Source organism: Pelagibacterium sp. (genome assembly GCF_965249125.1).
Classification (GTDB): Bacteria; Pseudomonadota; Alphaproteobacteria; order Rhizobiales; family Devosiaceae; genus Pelagibacterium.
This window is the reverse complement of record NZ_OZ252217.1, coordinates 1,358,825-1,375,579: the sequence shown is the minus strand read 5'-3', so window position 1 is coordinate 1,375,579 and position 16,755 is coordinate 1,358,825. Positions and strand designations below refer to the sequence as shown.

Below are 16,755 nucleotides of genomic sequence, written 5' to 3'. Positions count from 1 at the left end.
CTTCTCGCCTTCTTACAGACCGGTCGAAATATCGATGGTCTGACCGTCAACGAGGGTAACGACGGCCTTCTTGACGTCCTTGCGGGTGCCAAGCATGTTGCGGAACCGCTTGACCTTGCCCTTGCGGACGATCGTGTTGACAGCCTTGACCTTGACTTCAAAGAGCGCCTCGACAGCGGCCTTGATTTCCGGCTTGGTTGCGTCGATGGCAACATCGAACACGACCTGACCGTTTTCCGAAGCCATGGTGGACTTTTCAGTCACGACCGGATTGCGGATGATGTCGTAGTGCTTGAGCGCGCTCATTGGAACCGGCCCTCCAGCGCAGCAAGAGCGTCCTTGGTCAGGACCAGCTTCTCACGACGCAGAATGTCGTAAACGTTGATGCCCTGCGCCGGAAGCACGTCGATCTGGGGAATATTCCGCGCGGCAAGCGCGAAATTGGTGTCCAGTTCGGTGCCGCCGATAATCAGCGCATTGGAAAAACCGAGTTTGCCGAAGATCGCACGAAGTGCGGCAGTCTTGGGCGCTTCGGCCGTGGCCTGGTCGATGATGACGAGATCACCGGCCTTTGCCTTGGCAGAAAGAGCGTGCTTGAGAGCAAGCGCGCGAACCTTCTTGGGCAGCTCGATCGCGTGGCTGCGCGGCGTCGGACCGAATGCGCGTCCACCACCACGGAAGATGTTGGAACGACGCGAACCGTGACGAGCACCGCCGCCGCCCTTCTGGCGACCGAACTTCTTGCCGGTCTGGGCAACTTCGGCACGATTTTTGACGTCGTGGGTACCCGACATGCGCTTGAGGAGCTGATAGCGCACCATGCGCTGGATCAGATCGGCGCGGGGCTCGAGACCGAAAACGGCGTCATCGAGAGTGACCTTGCCGGCCGACTTACCCTCGAGGGTTGTGACCTGAAGTTCCATTATGCACTCTCCCCATTGGCTGCGGCCTTGAACGAGCCAGGCAACGCAACACCTTCCGGACGCGGCTTCTTGACGGCGTCGCGGATCTGGATCCAGCCACCCTTGGAGCCCGGAACCGAACCCTGAACCATGATCAGCCCACGCTCGACATCGGTCTTGACGACCTTGACGTTCTGGGTCGTGACGCGCTCGGCACCCATGTGCCCAGCCATCTTCTTGCCCTTGAACACTTTGCCGGGGTCCTGGTTCTGACCGGTCGAGCCGTGCGAACGGTGCGAAACCGACACACCGTGCGAGGCACGCAGACCACCAAAATTGTGACGCTTCATTGCACCGGCAAAGCCCTTGCCGATCGAAGTGCCCGTGACGTCCACGAGCTGACCCTCGATGAAGTGGTCGGCCTGAAGTTCAGCACCCACCTCGATGAGGTTGTCTTCGCTCACGCGGAACTCGACGACCTTACGCTTGGGCTCGACCTTGGCAGCGGCGTAATGCCCGCGCTCGGCCTTGCTCACATTCTTGACCTTGACCGAGCCAGCGCCGAGTTGCAGCGCGACATAGCCGTCCTTGTCCTGCGTCCGCTGGCCCACCACCTGGCAGCCCTGCAGCGCCAGAACGGTAACGGGTACATGAGCGCCGTCATCGGTGAAGATGCGGGTCATTCCCAGCTTCTGTGCGATCAATCCAGAACGCATCGGTTGTTACCTTCTCTTTATCTTGCGGCTTTCCGGGTCATTGTTTCCCAAGAGGACCCACTAAAGCGAAAACCGCGTCTAAACGCTTAACTTAGAGCTTGATTTCGACGTCGACACCGGCGGCGAGATCGAGCTTCATTAGTGCATCCACCGTCTGCGGTGTCGGATCCACGATGTCCAGAAGACGCTTGTGAGTCCGGATTTCGAACTGCTCGCGGCTCTTCTTGTCGACGTGGGGCGACCGGTTGACGGTGTATTTGTCAATTCGCGTCGGCAGCGGAATGGGTCCGCGAACCTGCGCGCCTGTGCGCTTGGCCGTGTTGACGATCTCGCGGGTCGAATTGTCGAGCACGCGATGGTCGAACGCCTTGAGCCGGATGCGAATATTCTGACCGTTCATTGTGTTCTATCCCGAAAAAAGGACCACGGTGCGCGCCAATCGCGCACCGTGCTCTCAATTGTCTCGTTAAGCGACGATTTTGGAGACGACGCCGGCGCCGACGGTGCGGCCGCCTTCACGGATGGCAAAGCGCAGCTTTTCTTCCATCGCGATCGGAACGATCAGTTCCACGTTCATTTCCACATTGTCGCCAGGCATAACCATCTCGGTGCCTTCGTTCAGCGTCACAACACCGGTCACGTCCGTCGTCCGGAAGTAGAACTGCGGGCGGTAGTTGGTGAAGAACGGCGTATGACGGCCACCCTCTTCCTTGGTCAGGATGTAGGCTTCGGCAACGAACTTGGTGTGCGGGGTCACCGAACCGGGCTTGCACAGAACCTGACCGCGCTCGACCTGCGTACGGTCGATACCACGGATCAGAGCGCCGATGTTGTCGCCGGCTTCACCCGAATCGAGCAGCTTGCGGAACATTTCAACGCCGGTCACGGTCGTCTTCAAAGTCGGCTTGATGCCAACGATCTCGACTTCCTCGCCAACCTTGACGATGCCGCGCTCGACGCGACCGGTCACAACAGTGCCACGGCCAGAGATCGAGAACACGTCCTCGACCGGCATCAGGAACGGCTGGTCCTTCGGACGCTCGGGCTGCGGGATGTAGTCGTCAACGGTCTTCATCAGCTCGAGAACAGCGTCATGGCCGATTTCCGGACGCTTGTCTTCAAGCGCCATCAGCGCCGAACCCTTGGTGATCGGAATGTCGTCACCGGGGAATTCGTAGGACGAGAGAAGCTCACGCACTTCGAGTTCGACGAGCTCGAGAAGCTCTTCGTCGTCGACCTGGTCGACCTTGTTCAGGAACACGACAAGCGCCGGCACGCCGACCTGGCGGGCGAGCAGGATGTGCTCGCGGGTCTGCGGCATCGGGCCGTCGGCAGCCGAAACCACGAGAATCGCGCCGTCCATCTGCGCCGCACCGGTGATCATGTTCTTCACATAGTCGGCGTGGCCAGGGCAGTCGACATGCGCGTAGTGACGCTTTTCGGTCTCGTATTCGACGTGCGCCGTCGAAATGGTGATCCCGCGCGCCTTTTCTTCAGGCGCCTTGTCGATCTGGTCGTACGCAGAAAACGTCGCACCCCCAGTCTCCGCCAGAACCTTCGTGATCGCTGCTGTCAACGACGTCTTGCCATGGTCAACGTGACCAATCGTGCCGATGTTGCAGTGCGGCTTGTTACGCGCAAATTTTTCCTTGCCCATCACATATCTCCATCTTCAGCAGGCCAACTGGCCGCCGATTAAATTGTTATCCAACTAGGCGTATTTCGCCTGAACTTCGTCGGCGACCGCCTGGGGCACCTGCTCGTAGTGATCAAAGACCATGGTGTACTGTGCGCGTCCCTGGCTCATCGAGCGCAGCGAGTTCACATAACCGAACATGTTGGCCAGCGGCACGAAGGCGTTGACCACCTGCACGACACCGCGGCTTTCCGTGCCCTGGATCTGACCACGGCGCGAGTTCAGGTCGCCGATGACGTCGCCCATATAGTCTTCAGGCGTGGTCACTTCGACCTTCATGATGGGTTCAAGCAGCTTCGCACCGGCCTTCTGAAGGCCCTCGCGGAACGCTGCGCGACCGGCGATCTCGAACGCAAGCACCGAGGAGTCGACGTCGTGGTAGGCACCATCGGTCAGCGTTGCCTTGACGTCCACGATCGGGAACCCGGCAAGGATACCGGCGCCCATTACGGACTCCAGCCCCTTCTGAACGCCCGGGATGTATTCCTTGGGCACCGAACCACCGACGATCTTGCTCTCAAACGCAAAACCGGCACCGGTTTCGTTGGGCTCGATCGTCAGCTTGACGCGAGCGAACTGGCCCGAACCACCCGACTGCTTCTTGTGGGTATAATCCACTTCAGCGGCACGGGTAATGGTCTCGCGATACGCAACCTGCGGCTGGCCGATATTGGCCTCGACCTTGAACTCGCGCTTCATGCGATCAACGAGAATGTCGAGGTGAAGCTCGCCCATACCCGAAATGATCGTCTGGCCCGATTCTTCATCCGACTTGACGCGGAACGATGGATCTTCAGCAGCCAGACGCTGCAGGGCGAGACCCATCTTTTCCTGGTCGGCCTTTGACTTGGGCTCGACGGCGATATCGATAACCGGATCGGGGAAGATCATCCGCTCAAGGATAACCTGAGCGGACGGCACGCAGAGCGTGTCACCGGTCGTGGTATCCTTGAGTCCAACGATGGCAACGATGTCGCCAGCAAAGGCTTCGGTGATCTGCTCACGGCTGTTGGAGTGCATCTGGAACATGCGGCCAACGCGTTCGCGCTTGCCCTTCACTGTGTTTTCCAGTTGCGCACCGGCCTCGAGGTGACCCGAATAGATACGGCAGAACGTCAGCGAGCCCATATGCGGGTCGTTGGCGATCTTGAAAGCCAGCATCGAAAGCGGCTCGGAATCGTCGGCATGACGCTCGATCGGTTCTTCGGATTTAGCATCGATACCCTTGATCGCCGGAATGTCGATCGGGGACGGCAGATAATCAACCACTGCATCAAGAAGCGGCTGAACACCCTTGTTCTTGAACGCAGAACCGCAGCAAACGCCGAAGAACTCAACGTTGCAGATGCCCTTGCGGAGCAGCTTGCGGATCGTATCGTTGTCGGGCATTTCGCCTTCGAGATAGGCTTCCATCGCAGCTTCGTCCATTTCGACGGCAGCTTCGATGAGCTTCTCGCGGTATTCTTCAGCGCGATCCTTGAGGTCGGCCGGAATGTCGGTCACGTCCCAGCTTGCGCCGAGCTGTTCGCCGTTCCAGACCAGAGCATTCATCTCGATGAGATCGACAACGCCGGCGAATTCGTTTTCAGCGCCGATCGGCAGCTGCAGAACGACGGCCTTGGCACCCAGGCGAGTTCCGACCATTTCCACCGAGCGGTAGAAATCGGCACCGATCTTGTCCATCTTGTTGACGAAGATCAGACGCGGCACGTGATACTTGTCGGCCTGGCGCCAGACTGTTTCGGTCTGCGGCTCCACACCGGCATTGGCATCGAGCAGCGCCACGGCACCGTCGAGCACGCGCAGCGAACGCTCGACTTCAATGGTGAAGTCAACGTGGCCCGGAGTATCGATGATGTTGAAGCGACGCTTCTTGCCGTCACGACCCTGCCAGAAGGTGGTCGTGGCAGCCGAAGTGATGGTGATGCCGCGTTCCTGCTCCTGCTCCATCCAATCCATGGTGGCAGCGCCGTCATGAACTTCACCGATCTTGTGGCTTTTGCCGGTGTAGAACAGGATACGTTCGGTCGTGGTGGTCTTGCCGGCATCGATGTGAGCCATGATGCCGAAATTGCGGTAGTCTTCTATCTTATATTCGCGGGCCATGCTCGTCTCTCCTTACCAGCGGTAGTGCGAGAATGCACGGTTGGCGTCGGCCATGCGATGCGTGTCTTCACGCTTCTTGACGGCCTGACCCCGTCCGTTGACGGCATCCATAAGCTCGCCCGAAAGGCGGCCGATCATGGTCTGCTCGCCACGCTTGCGGGCGGCATCGATCAGCCAGCGGATGGCCAGAGCCTGCTGACGCTCGGTACGCACTTCGACGGGCACCTGATAGGTAGCACCACCAACGCGACGCGAACGGACTTCAACGGCCGGACGGATGTTCTCCAGAGCACCATGGAAGACCTGAATCGGGTCCTGCTTGGTCCGCTCTTCGATAACCTCGAACGCGCCATAGACGATGCTCTCGGCGGCAGATTTCTTGCCGTCCTTCATGAGCGAATTCATGAATTTGGAGACAACCAGATCACCGAATTTGGGATCTGGGTTAATCTCGCGCTTTTCTGCACTGTGCCGACGGGACATTGCTCACAGATCTCCTTATTTCGGCCGCTTCGCGCCGTACTTCGACCGGCGCTGCTTGCGATCCTTCACCGACTGGGTATCCAGAACACCGCGCAGCACGTGATAGCGCACGCCCGGAAGGTCGCGCACACGGCCGCCGCGGATCAGCACGACGGAGTGCTCCTGGAGGTTGTGCCCCTCGCCGGGAATATAGGTAATGACTTCACGCTGATTGACCAGGCGCACCTTGGCCACACGACGCAGAGCCGAGTTCGGCTTCTTTGGGGTCGTCGTGTAGACACGCGTGCAAACACCGCGCTTCTGCGGGTTGGCCTCCATCGCCGGAACCTTGTTCCGCTTCGGCTTGGCCTGCCGGGGCTTGCGGATCAGCTGATTAATGGTCGGCATATCGCTCGAACCCTCTTTTCATCCGTACAAACAAAAACCTGTTCGACATAACAAGCGAGCAGCGCCCTCCCGGTCTCGATAAAGAACCGGTGGCGCCATGAATGCAGAGGATCACCTCCCTGCGGAAGCAATCATGCGCCCAAGACTTGTTGCGTCTAACTACCCGACAGTGTGTTTGATCGGCTTGAATGTGTCGCATTGGACGCTTCACATTCGGTGCCGGATCACGACCGACCGCTTAGGTAGGGCGGGTATTACTGGGTTGATTCAGAATCGTCAAGGCTTTGCCGGGAAAAAAGCCCGATTGGCTTGCGAACCCCAGCCCTGCACCCAGCGCAGGGCCGGATGTGGCGCCGTGAAACCCGATTTTCAAGAGCTTTGATGGTCTCGATTCAAAGAAAAGGGGCCAAAAGGCCCCTTCCCTAAACTTTGCGATGTTCAACCGATTACTCGGCGGGCGAATCCGGTGCTGCCGGCATGGCCTCGGGTGCGGGAATCGCAACCGTTTCGGCCTGGCGGCGCCGTTCGTCCAGAATGAGATCGTCGCGCTTGGTCGCGATCTGGCGCACGTTGGAAATACGCGCACCCGTGCCCGCTGGAATGAGGCGGCCCACGATGACGTTCTCCTTGAGACCCTCAAGCAGGTCACCCTTGCCCGAAACGGCAGCCTCGGTAAGAACGCGCGTCGTCTCCTGGAAGGACGCGGCCGAGATGAACGAACGGGTCTGCAACGAGGCCTTGGTGATGCCGAGCAGGACCGGAACGGCCACTGCTGGCTTCTTGCCATCGGCAATGAGCTGCTCGTTGAGCTCGTCCAGATCGATGCGATCGAGCTGCTCTTCCTTGAGCAGGCCGGATTCGCCGGGCTCGGTGATCTCGACCTTCTGCAGCATCTGGCGAACGATCACCTCGATGTGCTTGTCGTTGATCAGCACGCCCTGCAGGCGATAGACCTCCTGGATCTCGTTGACGAGATAGCGTGCCAGCTCCTCGACGCCCTTGATCGCAAGGATGTCGTGGGGGGCCGGGTTGCCGTCCAGAATGTACTCGCCCTTCTCGATCGGATCGCCTTCCTGCAGATGGAACGGCTTGCCCTTCGGGATCAGGTACTCGACCGGCTCGAGAGTCTCGTCGGTCGGCTCGATGATGATGCGACGCTTGTTCTTGTAGTCGCGCCCGAAGCGGATCGTGCCATCGACTTCGGCGATGATCGCGTGATCCTTCGGACGGCGAGCCTCGAACAGTTCGGCCACGCGCGGCAGACCACCGGTGATGTCCTTGGTCTTGGCGCTTTCCAGCGGAATACGCGCCAGGACGTCGCCCTGGGACACCCGTGTCCCAGGCTCGACGGCAATGACCGCATCCACGCTCATCAGATACCGCGCATCCGAACCACGCTCGGTCTTGAAGGCCTGCCCCTTAGCACCAACAGCGATGGCGGGCTTGAGGCCGTCGCCACGCTGGTTGGTACGCCAGTCGATGACCAGACGCTTGGTAAAGCCCGTGGTTTCGTCGGTCTGCTCCGAGACCGAAGCCCCATCGACCAGATCCTCGAAGATCACCTCGCCTTCTACTTCCGTCAGAACGGGACGGGTATAGGGATCCCATTCGGCCAGACGCTGGCTGCGCTTGACCTGATCGCCTTCATTGACGCGCAGGCGTGAGCCATAGCCGAGCTTGTGGACGGCGCGTTCCTTGCCGTCGGCATCGACGATCACGATCGAAACGTTGCGGCCCATGACCACGATGTGGCCATCGGAGTTGGTCGCAATGTTCTTGTTGCGGAAGGTGATCTTACCTTCGGCGCCGGCTTCGAGGTACGAGTTGTCCACCACCTGCGCCGTTCCACCAATGTGGAACGTACGCATGGTCAGCTGGGTGCCCGGCTCACCGATCGACTGTGCGGCGATGACACCGACAGCCTCACCCATGTTGACGGGCGTGCCGCGGGCAAGATCGCGGCCATAGCAGGTCGCGCAGGTACCCTGACGGACGTCGCATGTCAGTGGCGAGCGGATGCGCACCGACTGCACCTTGGCCGCTTCGATCTTGTCGACATCGGCTTCGTCCATCAACGTGCCCTTGGCAACGAGAACGTCGTCGGTACCGGGAACGTAAATATCGTCGGCAGCCACACGACCAAGGATACGCTGGCCGAGCGAAGCAACCACCTGACCGGAATCGATGATCGGTTCCATGGTCAGGCCGCGTTCCGTTCCGCAATCGTCCTCGGTGATGATCGCATCCTGGGCGACGTCCACCAGACGGCGGGTCAGGTAACCCGAGTTCGCAGTCTTGAGCGCGGTGTCGGCTAGGCCCTTACGAGCACCGTGGGTCGAGTTGAAGTACTCGAGAACGGTCAGGCCTTCCTTGAAGTTCGAGATCACCGGCGTTTCGATGATTTCACCGGACGGCTTGGCCATAAGGCCGCGCATGCCAGCGAGCTGCTTCATCTGTGCGACCGAACCACGGGCGCCAGAGTGGCTCATCATGTAGACCGAGTTGATCTGCTTGGAGCGGCCGCTGGCGTCCTTCTCGTGTGCCGAGATGCGCTTCATCATCTCTTCGGCGACCTTGTCACCGCACTTCGCCCAGGCATCGACGACCTTATTGTACTTCTCACCATGGGTGATCAGGCCGTCATTGTACTGCTGCTCGAATTCCTCGACCTGCTTGCGGGTATCGCCCACAATCTTGGCCTTGGTATCGGGGATGACCATGTCGTCCTTGCCGAACGAAATGCCGGCGCGGCAGGCCTGCTTGAAGCCCAGATCCATGACGCGGTCACAGAAGATCACGGTCTCCTTCTGGCCACAGGCACGGTAAACCGTGTCGATCACCTTGGAGATGTTCTTCTTGGTCATGAGCTGATTGACCACATCGAACGGCACGGTCTTGGGCAGGATCTGCCCCAGCATCATACGGCCCGGTGTCGTCTCGATGATCGAGGTCGTCATGTTGCCTTCGGCATCGACGGCCTTGATCCGGCCCTTGATCTTGGTGTGCAGCGTGACCGACTTGTTCTCCAGCGCGTGCTCGAGCTCGGACATCGACGAGAACGCCATGCCTTCGCCGGGCTCTCCCTCGGCCATGATCGACACGTAGTACAGGCCAAGGACGATGTCCTGGCTCGGCACGATGATCGGCTGACCGTTGGCAGGATGCAGGATGTTGTTGGTCGACATCATAAGAACGCGTGCTTCAAGCTGGGCTTCGAGCGACAGCGGCACGTGTACGGCCATCTGATCGCCGTCGAAGTCGGCGTTGAACGCGGCGCAGACCAGCGGGTGCAGTTGGATCGCCTTGCCTTCGATCAGGATCGGCTCGAATGCCTGGATGCCCAGACGGTGAAGCGTCGGCGCGCGGTTGAGAAGAACCGGGTGCTCACGGATCACTTCGTCAAGGATATCCCAGACTTCGGGCTTTTCCTTCTCGACAAGCTTTTTTGCCTGCTTCACGGTCGAGCTCAGACCCTTCGCGTCGAGACGCGAATAGATGAAGGGCTTGAAGAGTTCGAGCGCCATCTTCTTGGGCAGGCCGCACTGGTGCAGCTTGAGTTCGGGACCCACGGTGATGACCGAACGGCCCGAATAGTCGACGCGCTTGCCCAGCAGGTTCTGGCGGAACCGGCCCTGCTTGCCCTTGAGCATATCCGAAAGCGACTTCAGCGGACGCTTGTTCGCACCGGTGATGGTGCGGCCACGCCTTCCGTTGTCGAACAACGCGTCGACAGCTTCCTGCAGCATGCGCTTTTCATTGCGGATGATGATATCGGGCGCACGCAACTCGATCAGGCGCTTCAAACGGTTGTTGCGGTTGATGACGCGGCGATAGAGGTCGTTCAGGTCCGACGTCGCGAACCGGCCGCCATCGAGCGGAACCAGCGGGCGCAGTTCGGGCGGAATGACCGGAATAACCGTCATGATCATCCATTCGGGCTTGTTGCCCGAGACGATGAACTGCTCGACGATCTTGAGACGCTTGGCCAGCTTCTTCGGCTTGAGTTCGGTGGTCGCCTCGGCGATCTCGACGCGCAGATCGGCGGCGAGCTTTTCGAGGTCGAGAGCGGCCAGCATCTCACGCACCGCTTCGGCGCCGATCATGGCGGTGAAGGCGTCAGGACCGTAATTGTCCTGGGCGTCGAGATACTCCTCTTCCGTGACCAGCTGGTGCTGGGTGAACGGGGTCAGACCCGGTTCAATGACGACGTAGTTCTCGAAATAGAGAATGCGTTCGACATCTTTCAAAGTCATGTCGAGCAGCTGCGAAATGCGGCTCGGCAGGGACTTGAGGAACCAGATATGGGCAACAGGAGCTGCCAGTTCGATATGGCCCATGCGCTCGCGGCGAACGCGCGACAGGGTGACTTCCACACCGCACTTTTCGCAGATGACGCCCTTGAACTTCATGCGCTTATACTTGCCGCACAGGCATTCGTAATCCTTGGTCGGGCCAAAGATTCGCGCGCAGAACAGGCCGTCACGCTCGGGCTTGAACGTACGGTAGTTGATGGTCTCGGGCTTTTTGATTTCGCCGTACGACCACGACAGGATCTTTTCCGGGCTCGCGATATTGATCTTAATCTGATCGAAAGTCGGCGCAGCCGCCTGCGAGTTGAACGGATCCATGACGTGCTGATGATGATTCATCGTGTCTCTCCTTGGGACCCGGACGGTGCTGCAAATCGGTTGCGCACCGCCCTACTGGGCCAAAAGCATCGGTTCAGTCTGGAGCGTTTTCAGAAAAAGTGGTCCCACTTTTTCGGTTTGAAAACGCGACCAAAACAAATGGATGCGGCGGATTATTCCGCCGCGTCCGCAGGAGGTGCGAGTTCGGGGTCGCCACCGGCCTCGTCATTGTCCGCTTCGATGTCGGTCAATTCGACGTTGAGGCCGAGCGAGCGGATTTCCTTGACGAGAACGTTAAAGCTCTCGGGAATTCCCGCTTCGAAGGTGTCGTCGCCACGCACGATGGCTTCGTAAACCTTGGTCCGACCGGCAACGTCGTCCGACTTGACGGTGAGCATTTCCTGCAAGGTGTAAGCAGCGCCGTAAGCTTCGAGCGCCCATACCTCCATCTCGCCGAACCGCTGTCCGCCGAACTGGGCCTTGCCACCGAGTGGCTGCTGGGTAACCAGGCTGTATGGGCCGATCGAACGGGCGTGGATCTTGTCGTCAACAAGGTGGTGCAGCTTGAGCATGTAGATGTAGCCCACCGTCACCTTGCGATCGAACTCTTCACCGGTACGGCCGTCATAGAGCGTCGATTGCCCCGAACCGTCGAGCCCCGCCCTTTCGAGCATGGTGACGATATCGGCTTCCTTGGCCCCGTCGAACACCGGGGTCGCAATGGAAACGCCCTTGGAAAGTTGCTGGCCCAGACGGACGATGCCGTCATCGTCGAGATCGCCGACATAGTCGTCGCCCTCGTAAAGCCCGCTGATTTCCTTCTTGAGCGGCGCAACGTCCTTGGACTGACGATAGGCTTCCATCATCGCGTCAATCTTGCGGCCCATGCCACGAGCCGCCCAGCCAAGGTGCGTCTCGAGAATCTGCCCCACATTCATGCGCGAAGGCACACCCAGCGGATTGAGCACGATGTCGACATGCGTACCGTCTTCGAGGAACGGCATGTCCTCGACCGGCATGATGCGCGAGATAACGCCCTTGTTGCCGTGACGGCCGGCCATCTTGTCGCCCGACTGCACTTTGCGCTTGGTCGCGACGAACACCTTGACCATCTTCATCACGCCCGGCGGAAGCTCGTCGCCGCGCTGGAGCTTATCGACCTTGTCGATGAAGCGCTGCTCGAGCAGACGACGGCTTTCGTCGTACTGGCCTTGAAGCGATTCGATCTCGCTCATCAGCTTGTCGTCCTCGACGGCGAACTGCCACCACTTGGACCGTGCATGACCCTCAAAGATCGAGTCGTTGAGCTTGGTGCCCGCGACGTAGCCCTTGGGCCCGGTCGTGGCGGCCTTGCCGAACAGCATCTCTTTCAGACGCGCATAGACGTTACGGTCCAGGATCGACTGTTCGTCGTCACGGTCCTTGGCGAGGCGTTCGATTTCCTCACGCTCGATCGCCATGGCACGCTCATCCTTGTCGATGCCGTGACGGTTGAACACGCGCACTTCCACGACGATGCCACCATCCCCGGGAGGGATACGCAGCGACGTATCGCGGACGTCCGATGCCTTTTCGCCGAAGATGGCGCGCAGCAGCTTTTCTTCCGGTGTCATCGGGCTTTCACCCTTGGGCGTGATCTTGCCCACCAGAATATCGCCAGCCTGCACTTCGGCACCGATGTGAACGATACCGGCCTCGTCGAGATTTTTCAGCGCTTCTTCCGAAACGTTGGGAATATCGCGAGTGATTTCTTCCGGTCCGAGCTTGGTGTCGCGGGCCATCACTTCATATTCCTCGATGTGGATCGAGGTGAAGACGTCGTCCTGAACGATCTTTTCGGAAAGCAGGATCGAATCTTCGAAGTTGTAGCCATTCCAGGGCATGAACGCGACGAGCACGTTGCGGCCCAAGGCCAGATCACCCAGTTCGGTCGAAGGACCGTCGGCGATGATGTCGCCGGCCTGAACATGATCGCCGACAACCACCAGCGGGCGCTGGTTGATGCAGGTCGACTGGTTCGAACGCTGGAACTTCATCAGGTTGTAGATGTCGACGCCCGACTTCGACGCATCGTTTTCTTCGGTCGCGCGGATAACGATGCGGGTCGCATCGACCTGATCGACGATACCGGTGCGCAGGGCGCCAATCGCAGCGCCCGAGTCGCGCGCGACAACCGATTCCATGCCCGTGCCCACGAACGGAGCTTCGGCACGCAGCAGCGGCACGGCCTGACGCTGCATGTTCGAGCCCATCAGAGCGCGGTTGGCGTCGTCGTTTTCCAGGAACGGAATGAGCGAAGCGGCAACAGAGACGACCTGCTTGGGCGAAACGTCCATCAGGTCGACCATTTCACGCGGGGTGAGCGAAGGCTCGCCGGCGTGACGGGCCACGACGAGTTCGTTGATGAACTCACCCTTGTCGCTCAGCGTGGCGTTAGCCTGGGCAACGTGGTGCTTGGCTTCTTCCATCGCCGAGAGATAAACGACCTCATCGGTCACCTTGCCATCCACGACCTTGCGGTACGGGGTTTCGATAAATCCGTACTTGTTGACGCGCGCGAAGGTGGCCAGCGAGTTGATCAGGCCGATGTTCGGGCCTTCCGGCGTTTCGATCGGGCAGATACGGCCATAGTGGGTCACGTGAACGTCGCGAACTTCAAAGCCGGCGCGCTCGCGCGTCAGACCGCCCGGCCCAAGCGCAGAAAGACGGCGCTTGTGGGTGATTTCCGAAAGCGGGTTGGTCTGATCCATGAACTGGGAAAGCTGGGACGAACCGAAGAACTCACGCACCGCAGCCGCAGCCGGCTTGGCGTTGATCAGGTCCTGCGGCATCACCGTGTCGATCTCGACCGAGCTCATGCGCTCCTTGATGGCACGTTCCATGCGCAGAAGGCCGAGGCGATAATGGTTTTCCATCAATTCGCCGACCGACCGCACGCGGCGGTTGCCGAGGTTGTCGATGTCGTCGATATCGCCCTTGCCGTCACGCAGTTCGACCAGGGTGCGAACGACAGCGACGATGTCTTCCTTGCGCAGAACGCGCATGGTGTCGGGCGCATCGAGGTCGAGACGCATGTTCATCTTCACGCGACCGACTGCCGACAGGTCGTAGCGCTCGCTGTCAAAGAACAGCGAATTGAACATCGCTTCGGCGGTGTCGATGGTGGGGGGCTCGCCCGGACGCATCACGCGATAGATGTCGAACAGCGCGTCTTCGCGGCTTTCGTTCTTGTCCACTGCCAGCGTGTTGCGGATATAGGCGCCGACGTTGACGTGATCGATATCAAGGATCGGCAGCTCATCGAAGCCCTTATCGACCAGAGTGGCGAGAACCTTCTCATCGATCTCGTCACCGGCCTCGGCGAAAATCTCACCGTTGGAAAGATCGACGATATCGCGGGCCAGGTACATCCCGAAGAGGTCTTCGTCCGTGGCCAGCAAATGGGTCACACCGGATTCGACGATCTTTTTTGCGGCGCGCGCCGTCAGACGGGTTCCACCCTCGTGAACCACGTTGCCGGTTTTGGCATCGATAAGATCGTAAACGGGCTTGGTGCCCTTCATCTTCTCGGCGTCGAACGGCTTGTTCCAGCCTTTGTCACTCTTGGTGTAGGTCTGGACGTCGTAATAGGTGTCGAGAATCTCTTCCGCGTCGAGGCCCAGGGCCTTGAGCAGCGAGGTCACCGGGATCTTGCGGCGACGATCGATACGCGCATAGACGATATCCTTGGCGTCGAATTCGATATCGAGCCAGGAACCGCGATAGGGAATGATGCGCGCGGCAAACAACAGCTTGCCCGACGAATGGGTCTTGCCCTTGTCGTGATCAAAGAACACGCCGGGCGAACGATGCATCTGGGAAACGATGACGCGTTCAGTACCGTTGACGATGAACGTGCCGTTCGACGTCATGAAGGGCATGTCGCCCATATAGACGTCCTGCTCCTTGATGTCCTTGACCGAGCGGGCGCCGGTGTCTTCGTCGACCTCGAACACGATCAGCCGCAGCGTCACCTTGAGCGGCGCGGCAAAGGTCATGTCGCGCTGGCGGCATTCTTCGACGTCATACTTGGGCTGCTCGAATTCGAAACGAACGAATTCGAGAGACGCGGTGTTGGAAAAATCGGTGATCGGGAAGACCGACCGGAAGACCGACTGGAGGCCTTCATCGCCCCGCCCGCCTTCGGGCTCGTCGACCATCAGGAACTGATCGTAAGATGCCTTTTGCACCTCGATCAGGTTCGGCATCTCCGTGACTTCACGAATTGACCCAAAGGACTTGCGCACCTTGCGGCGCCCGTTGAACGTGGTAGCCATGTACCCGTTTCCTCTCGTCTGAGCGTTGCCAGCAAAAGTGGAATGCACTTTTGCGGTTCGGCAACGCGTGAACAACATCATGAGCATGGAGCGGTTCTAAGAAACGCGAAAATGCTCTGGAATGTCTCGGAGGCAGCTGTTCAAAGAATCGACAATCAGCCGTCGGTTCTTTGAACAGGTGCCCTTTATGACGTTATGTCTTGTCTGGCGGCCTCATCCGGCCCGTGGTGGCCTGGACCGAATATCCGCCGTATTCCGCAACTTCCGCCCTGCCCTGGTACTCAAGGCGGCGTCCGCGCTCCGCTAAGCAGGAGGCGGGAAACGGGATGGCCCGTGGGCCATCCCGAAAAGTTTGGTTGAACTACTTGAGTTCGACCTTGGCACCAGCTGCTTCGAGCTTTGCCTTGATGTCTTCGGCTTCCGCCTTGTTGACACCTTCCTTAACGGCCTTGGGAGCGCCTTCGACGAGGTCTTTGGCTTCCTTCAGGCCGAGGCCGGTGATGCCACGGACTTCCTTGATGACGTTGATCTTCTGATCGCCAGCCGAAGTCAGAACGACGTCGAACTCGTCCTTTTCTTCAGCCGGAGCAGCACCGGCGGCGGCGCCACCAGCAGCAGCAACGGCAACAGGAGCGGCGGCGGAAACGCCCCACTTTTCTTCGAGCATCTTGGAGAGCTCGGAAGCTTCCAGGACGGTCAGTGCAGACAAATCGTCTACGAGCTTTGCAAGATCAGCCATTTGATCAGCCTTTTCTTTTCAACTTGGTTTCAGTTTGAACCGTGGATGGTCGCGCCGCCTTATGCAGCGCCCTTTTCCGAATAAGCGGAGATAACGCGGGCGACAGAAGCGCCCGGTTCCTTGGCCAGACGTGCGATCTGAGCTGCAGGCTGCGTGAGCAGACCGGCGAGCTTGGCGCGCAGTTCGTCCAGCGAAGGCAGATCGGCAAGAGCCTTGACGCCGTCGGCGTCGAGCTCGGTTGAACCCATGGCGCCGCCGAGGATCACGAACTTGGAATTCGTGTCGGCGAACTTCTTGGCAATACGAGGTGCCGTGATGGGATCTTCCGAATAGGCAAGAACCGTCGGGCCGGTAAGAAGGCCCGAGATATCCGCGGTTTCGGTTTCTTTAAGAGCGAGCTTGGCAAGGCGGTTCTTTGCGACCTTAACCTGTCCACCGGCCTGCTTCATCTGCACACGCAGCTTTTCGAAGTCAGACACCGACAGACCGGCATAGTGAGCGACGACGACCGCGCCCGAGCCGGCAAATGCCTGCTGGAGCGAGGAGACGACCTCAGCTTTTTCCGCTCTATCCACTGCTACTCTCCACGAGTTAGGCCCGATCCCACATGGATCGAACCCGTTGCAATAAGCTGTCCCAATATCGGGACAACGGTGCAGTGCCTGTAAACCGGTCAAAGGGGCGGACCCCTAAAGCCAGTTCGGTTCAAACCAAAACGAGCGCATTTCTGCGAAATCTCGTCCGGTCATCACCCCATCTATTGGTGGCCACCGGGAGCCCCC

General features: G+C 59.4%; 12 protein-coding genes. All 12 read right to left on the bottom strand.

The genetic code is table 11. The features are described 5' to 3' along the window. Positions 1-12 precede the first annotated feature (12 nt). Positions 13-306 carry a 50S ribosomal protein L23 gene (locus ACP148_RS06800; RefSeq protein ID WP_264227493.1) on the bottom strand — a complete coding sequence of 98 codons (294 nt, stop codon included), beginning with the start codon at positions 304-306 and terminating at the stop codon, positions 13-15. Further along, positions 303-923, bottom strand: coding sequence for a 50S ribosomal protein L4 (gene rplD / locus ACP148_RS06795; protein WP_014130835.1), 621 nt, complete (start codon positions 921-923; stop codon positions 303-305). The genes ACP148_RS06800 and rplD overlap by 4 nt, the downstream gene beginning before the upstream one ends. Next, positions 923-1,618, bottom strand: a complete 696-nt coding sequence (gene rplC, locus ACP148_RS06790) for a 50S ribosomal protein L3 (protein ID WP_014130836.1) — start codon at positions 1,616-1,618, stop codon at positions 923-925. The genes rplD and rplC overlap by 1 nt, the downstream gene beginning before the upstream one ends. Before the next feature lie 91 nt (positions 1,619-1,709). Continuing rightward, a complete protein-coding gene (rpsJ, locus tag ACP148_RS06785) occupies positions 1,710-2,018 on the bottom strand; it encodes a 30S ribosomal protein S10 (RefSeq protein WP_014130837.1) in 309 nt (102 codons plus the stop codon). Positions 2,019-2,084: 66 nt separating this feature from the next. Further along, a complete protein-coding gene (gene tuf / locus ACP148_RS06780; protein ID WP_014130838.1) occupies positions 2,085-3,275 on the bottom strand; it encodes an elongation factor Tu in 1,191 nt (396 codons plus the stop codon). 54 nt (positions 3,276-3,329) lie between these two features. Further along, positions 3,330-5,420, bottom strand: a complete 2,091-nt coding sequence (gene fusA, locus ACP148_RS06775; protein ID WP_421950193.1) for an elongation factor G — start codon at positions 5,418-5,420, stop codon at positions 3,330-3,332. Between the two features lie 12 nt (positions 5,421-5,432). Next, entirely contained in the window at positions 5,433-5,903 is a 471-nt protein-coding gene (gene rpsG, locus ACP148_RS06770) for a 30S ribosomal protein S7 (protein ID WP_421950192.1), read from the bottom strand. 15 nt (positions 5,904-5,918) lie between these two features. Beyond that, a complete protein-coding gene (gene rpsL / locus ACP148_RS06765) occupies positions 5,919-6,290 on the bottom strand; it encodes a 30S ribosomal protein S12 (protein ID WP_041528652.1) in 372 nt (123 codons plus the stop codon). Positions 6,291-6,736: 446 nt separating this feature from the next. Further along, positions 6,737-10,939, bottom strand: a complete 4,203-nt coding sequence (gene rpoC, locus ACP148_RS06760; RefSeq protein ID WP_421950191.1) for a DNA-directed RNA polymerase subunit beta' — start codon at positions 10,937-10,939, stop codon at positions 6,737-6,739. Positions 10,940-11,091: 152 nt separating this feature from the next. Further along, positions 11,092-15,234 (bottom strand): DNA-directed RNA polymerase subunit beta, encoded by a 4,143-nt coding sequence (gene rpoB, locus ACP148_RS06755; RefSeq protein WP_425033304.1) that lies wholly within the window; start codon positions 15,232-15,234, stop codon positions 11,092-11,094. Between the two features lie 361 nt (positions 15,235-15,595). After that, positions 15,596-15,973 carry a 50S ribosomal protein L7/L12 gene (rplL, locus tag ACP148_RS06750; RefSeq protein WP_309160988.1) on the bottom strand — a complete coding sequence of 126 codons (378 nt, stop codon included), beginning with the start codon at positions 15,971-15,973 and terminating at the stop codon, positions 15,596-15,598. 59 nt (positions 15,974-16,032) lie between these two features. Then, entirely contained in the window at positions 16,033-16,548 is a 516-nt protein-coding gene (gene rplJ / locus ACP148_RS06745; protein ID WP_264227485.1) for a 50S ribosomal protein L10, read from the bottom strand. Positions 16,549-16,755: the final 207 nt, after the last annotated feature.

Coding starts and splice junctions, on each gene's coding strand:
- ACP148_RS06800 (WP_264227493.1), bottom strand. CDS start 306: ATGAGCGCGCTCAAGCACTACGACATCATCCGCAATCCGGTCGTGACT.
- rpoB (WP_425033304.1), bottom strand. CDS start 15,234: ATGGCTACCACGTTCAACGGGCGCCGCAAGGTGCGCAAGTCCTTTGGG.
- rpsG (WP_421950192.1), bottom strand. CDS start 5,903: ATGTCCCGTCGGCACAGTGCAGAAAAGCGCGAGATTAACCCAGATCCC.
- rpoC (WP_421950191.1), bottom strand. CDS start 10,939: ATGAATCATCATCAGCACGTCATGGATCCGTTCAACTCGCAGGCGGCT.
- tuf (WP_014130838.1), bottom strand. CDS start 3,275: ATGGGCAAGGAAAAATTTGCGCGTAACAAGCCGCACTGCAACATCGGC.
- rplD (WP_014130835.1), bottom strand. CDS start 923: ATGGAACTTCAGGTCACAACCCTCGAGGGTAAGTCGGCCGGCAAGGTC.
- rplC (WP_014130836.1), bottom strand. CDS start 1,618: ATGCGTTCTGGATTGATCGCACAGAAGCTGGGAATGACCCGCATCTTC.
- fusA (WP_421950193.1), bottom strand. CDS start 5,420: ATGGCCCGCGAATATAAGATAGAAGACTACCGCAATTTCGGCATCATG.
- rpsJ (WP_014130837.1), bottom strand. CDS start 2,018: ATGAACGGTCAGAATATTCGCATCCGGCTCAAGGCGTTCGACCATCGC.
- rpsL (WP_041528652.1), bottom strand. CDS start 6,290: ATGCCGACCATTAATCAGCTGATCCGCAAGCCCCGGCAGGCCAAGCCG.
- rplL (WP_309160988.1), bottom strand. CDS start 15,973: ATGGCTGATCTTGCAAAGCTCGTAGACGATTTGTCTGCACTGACCGTC.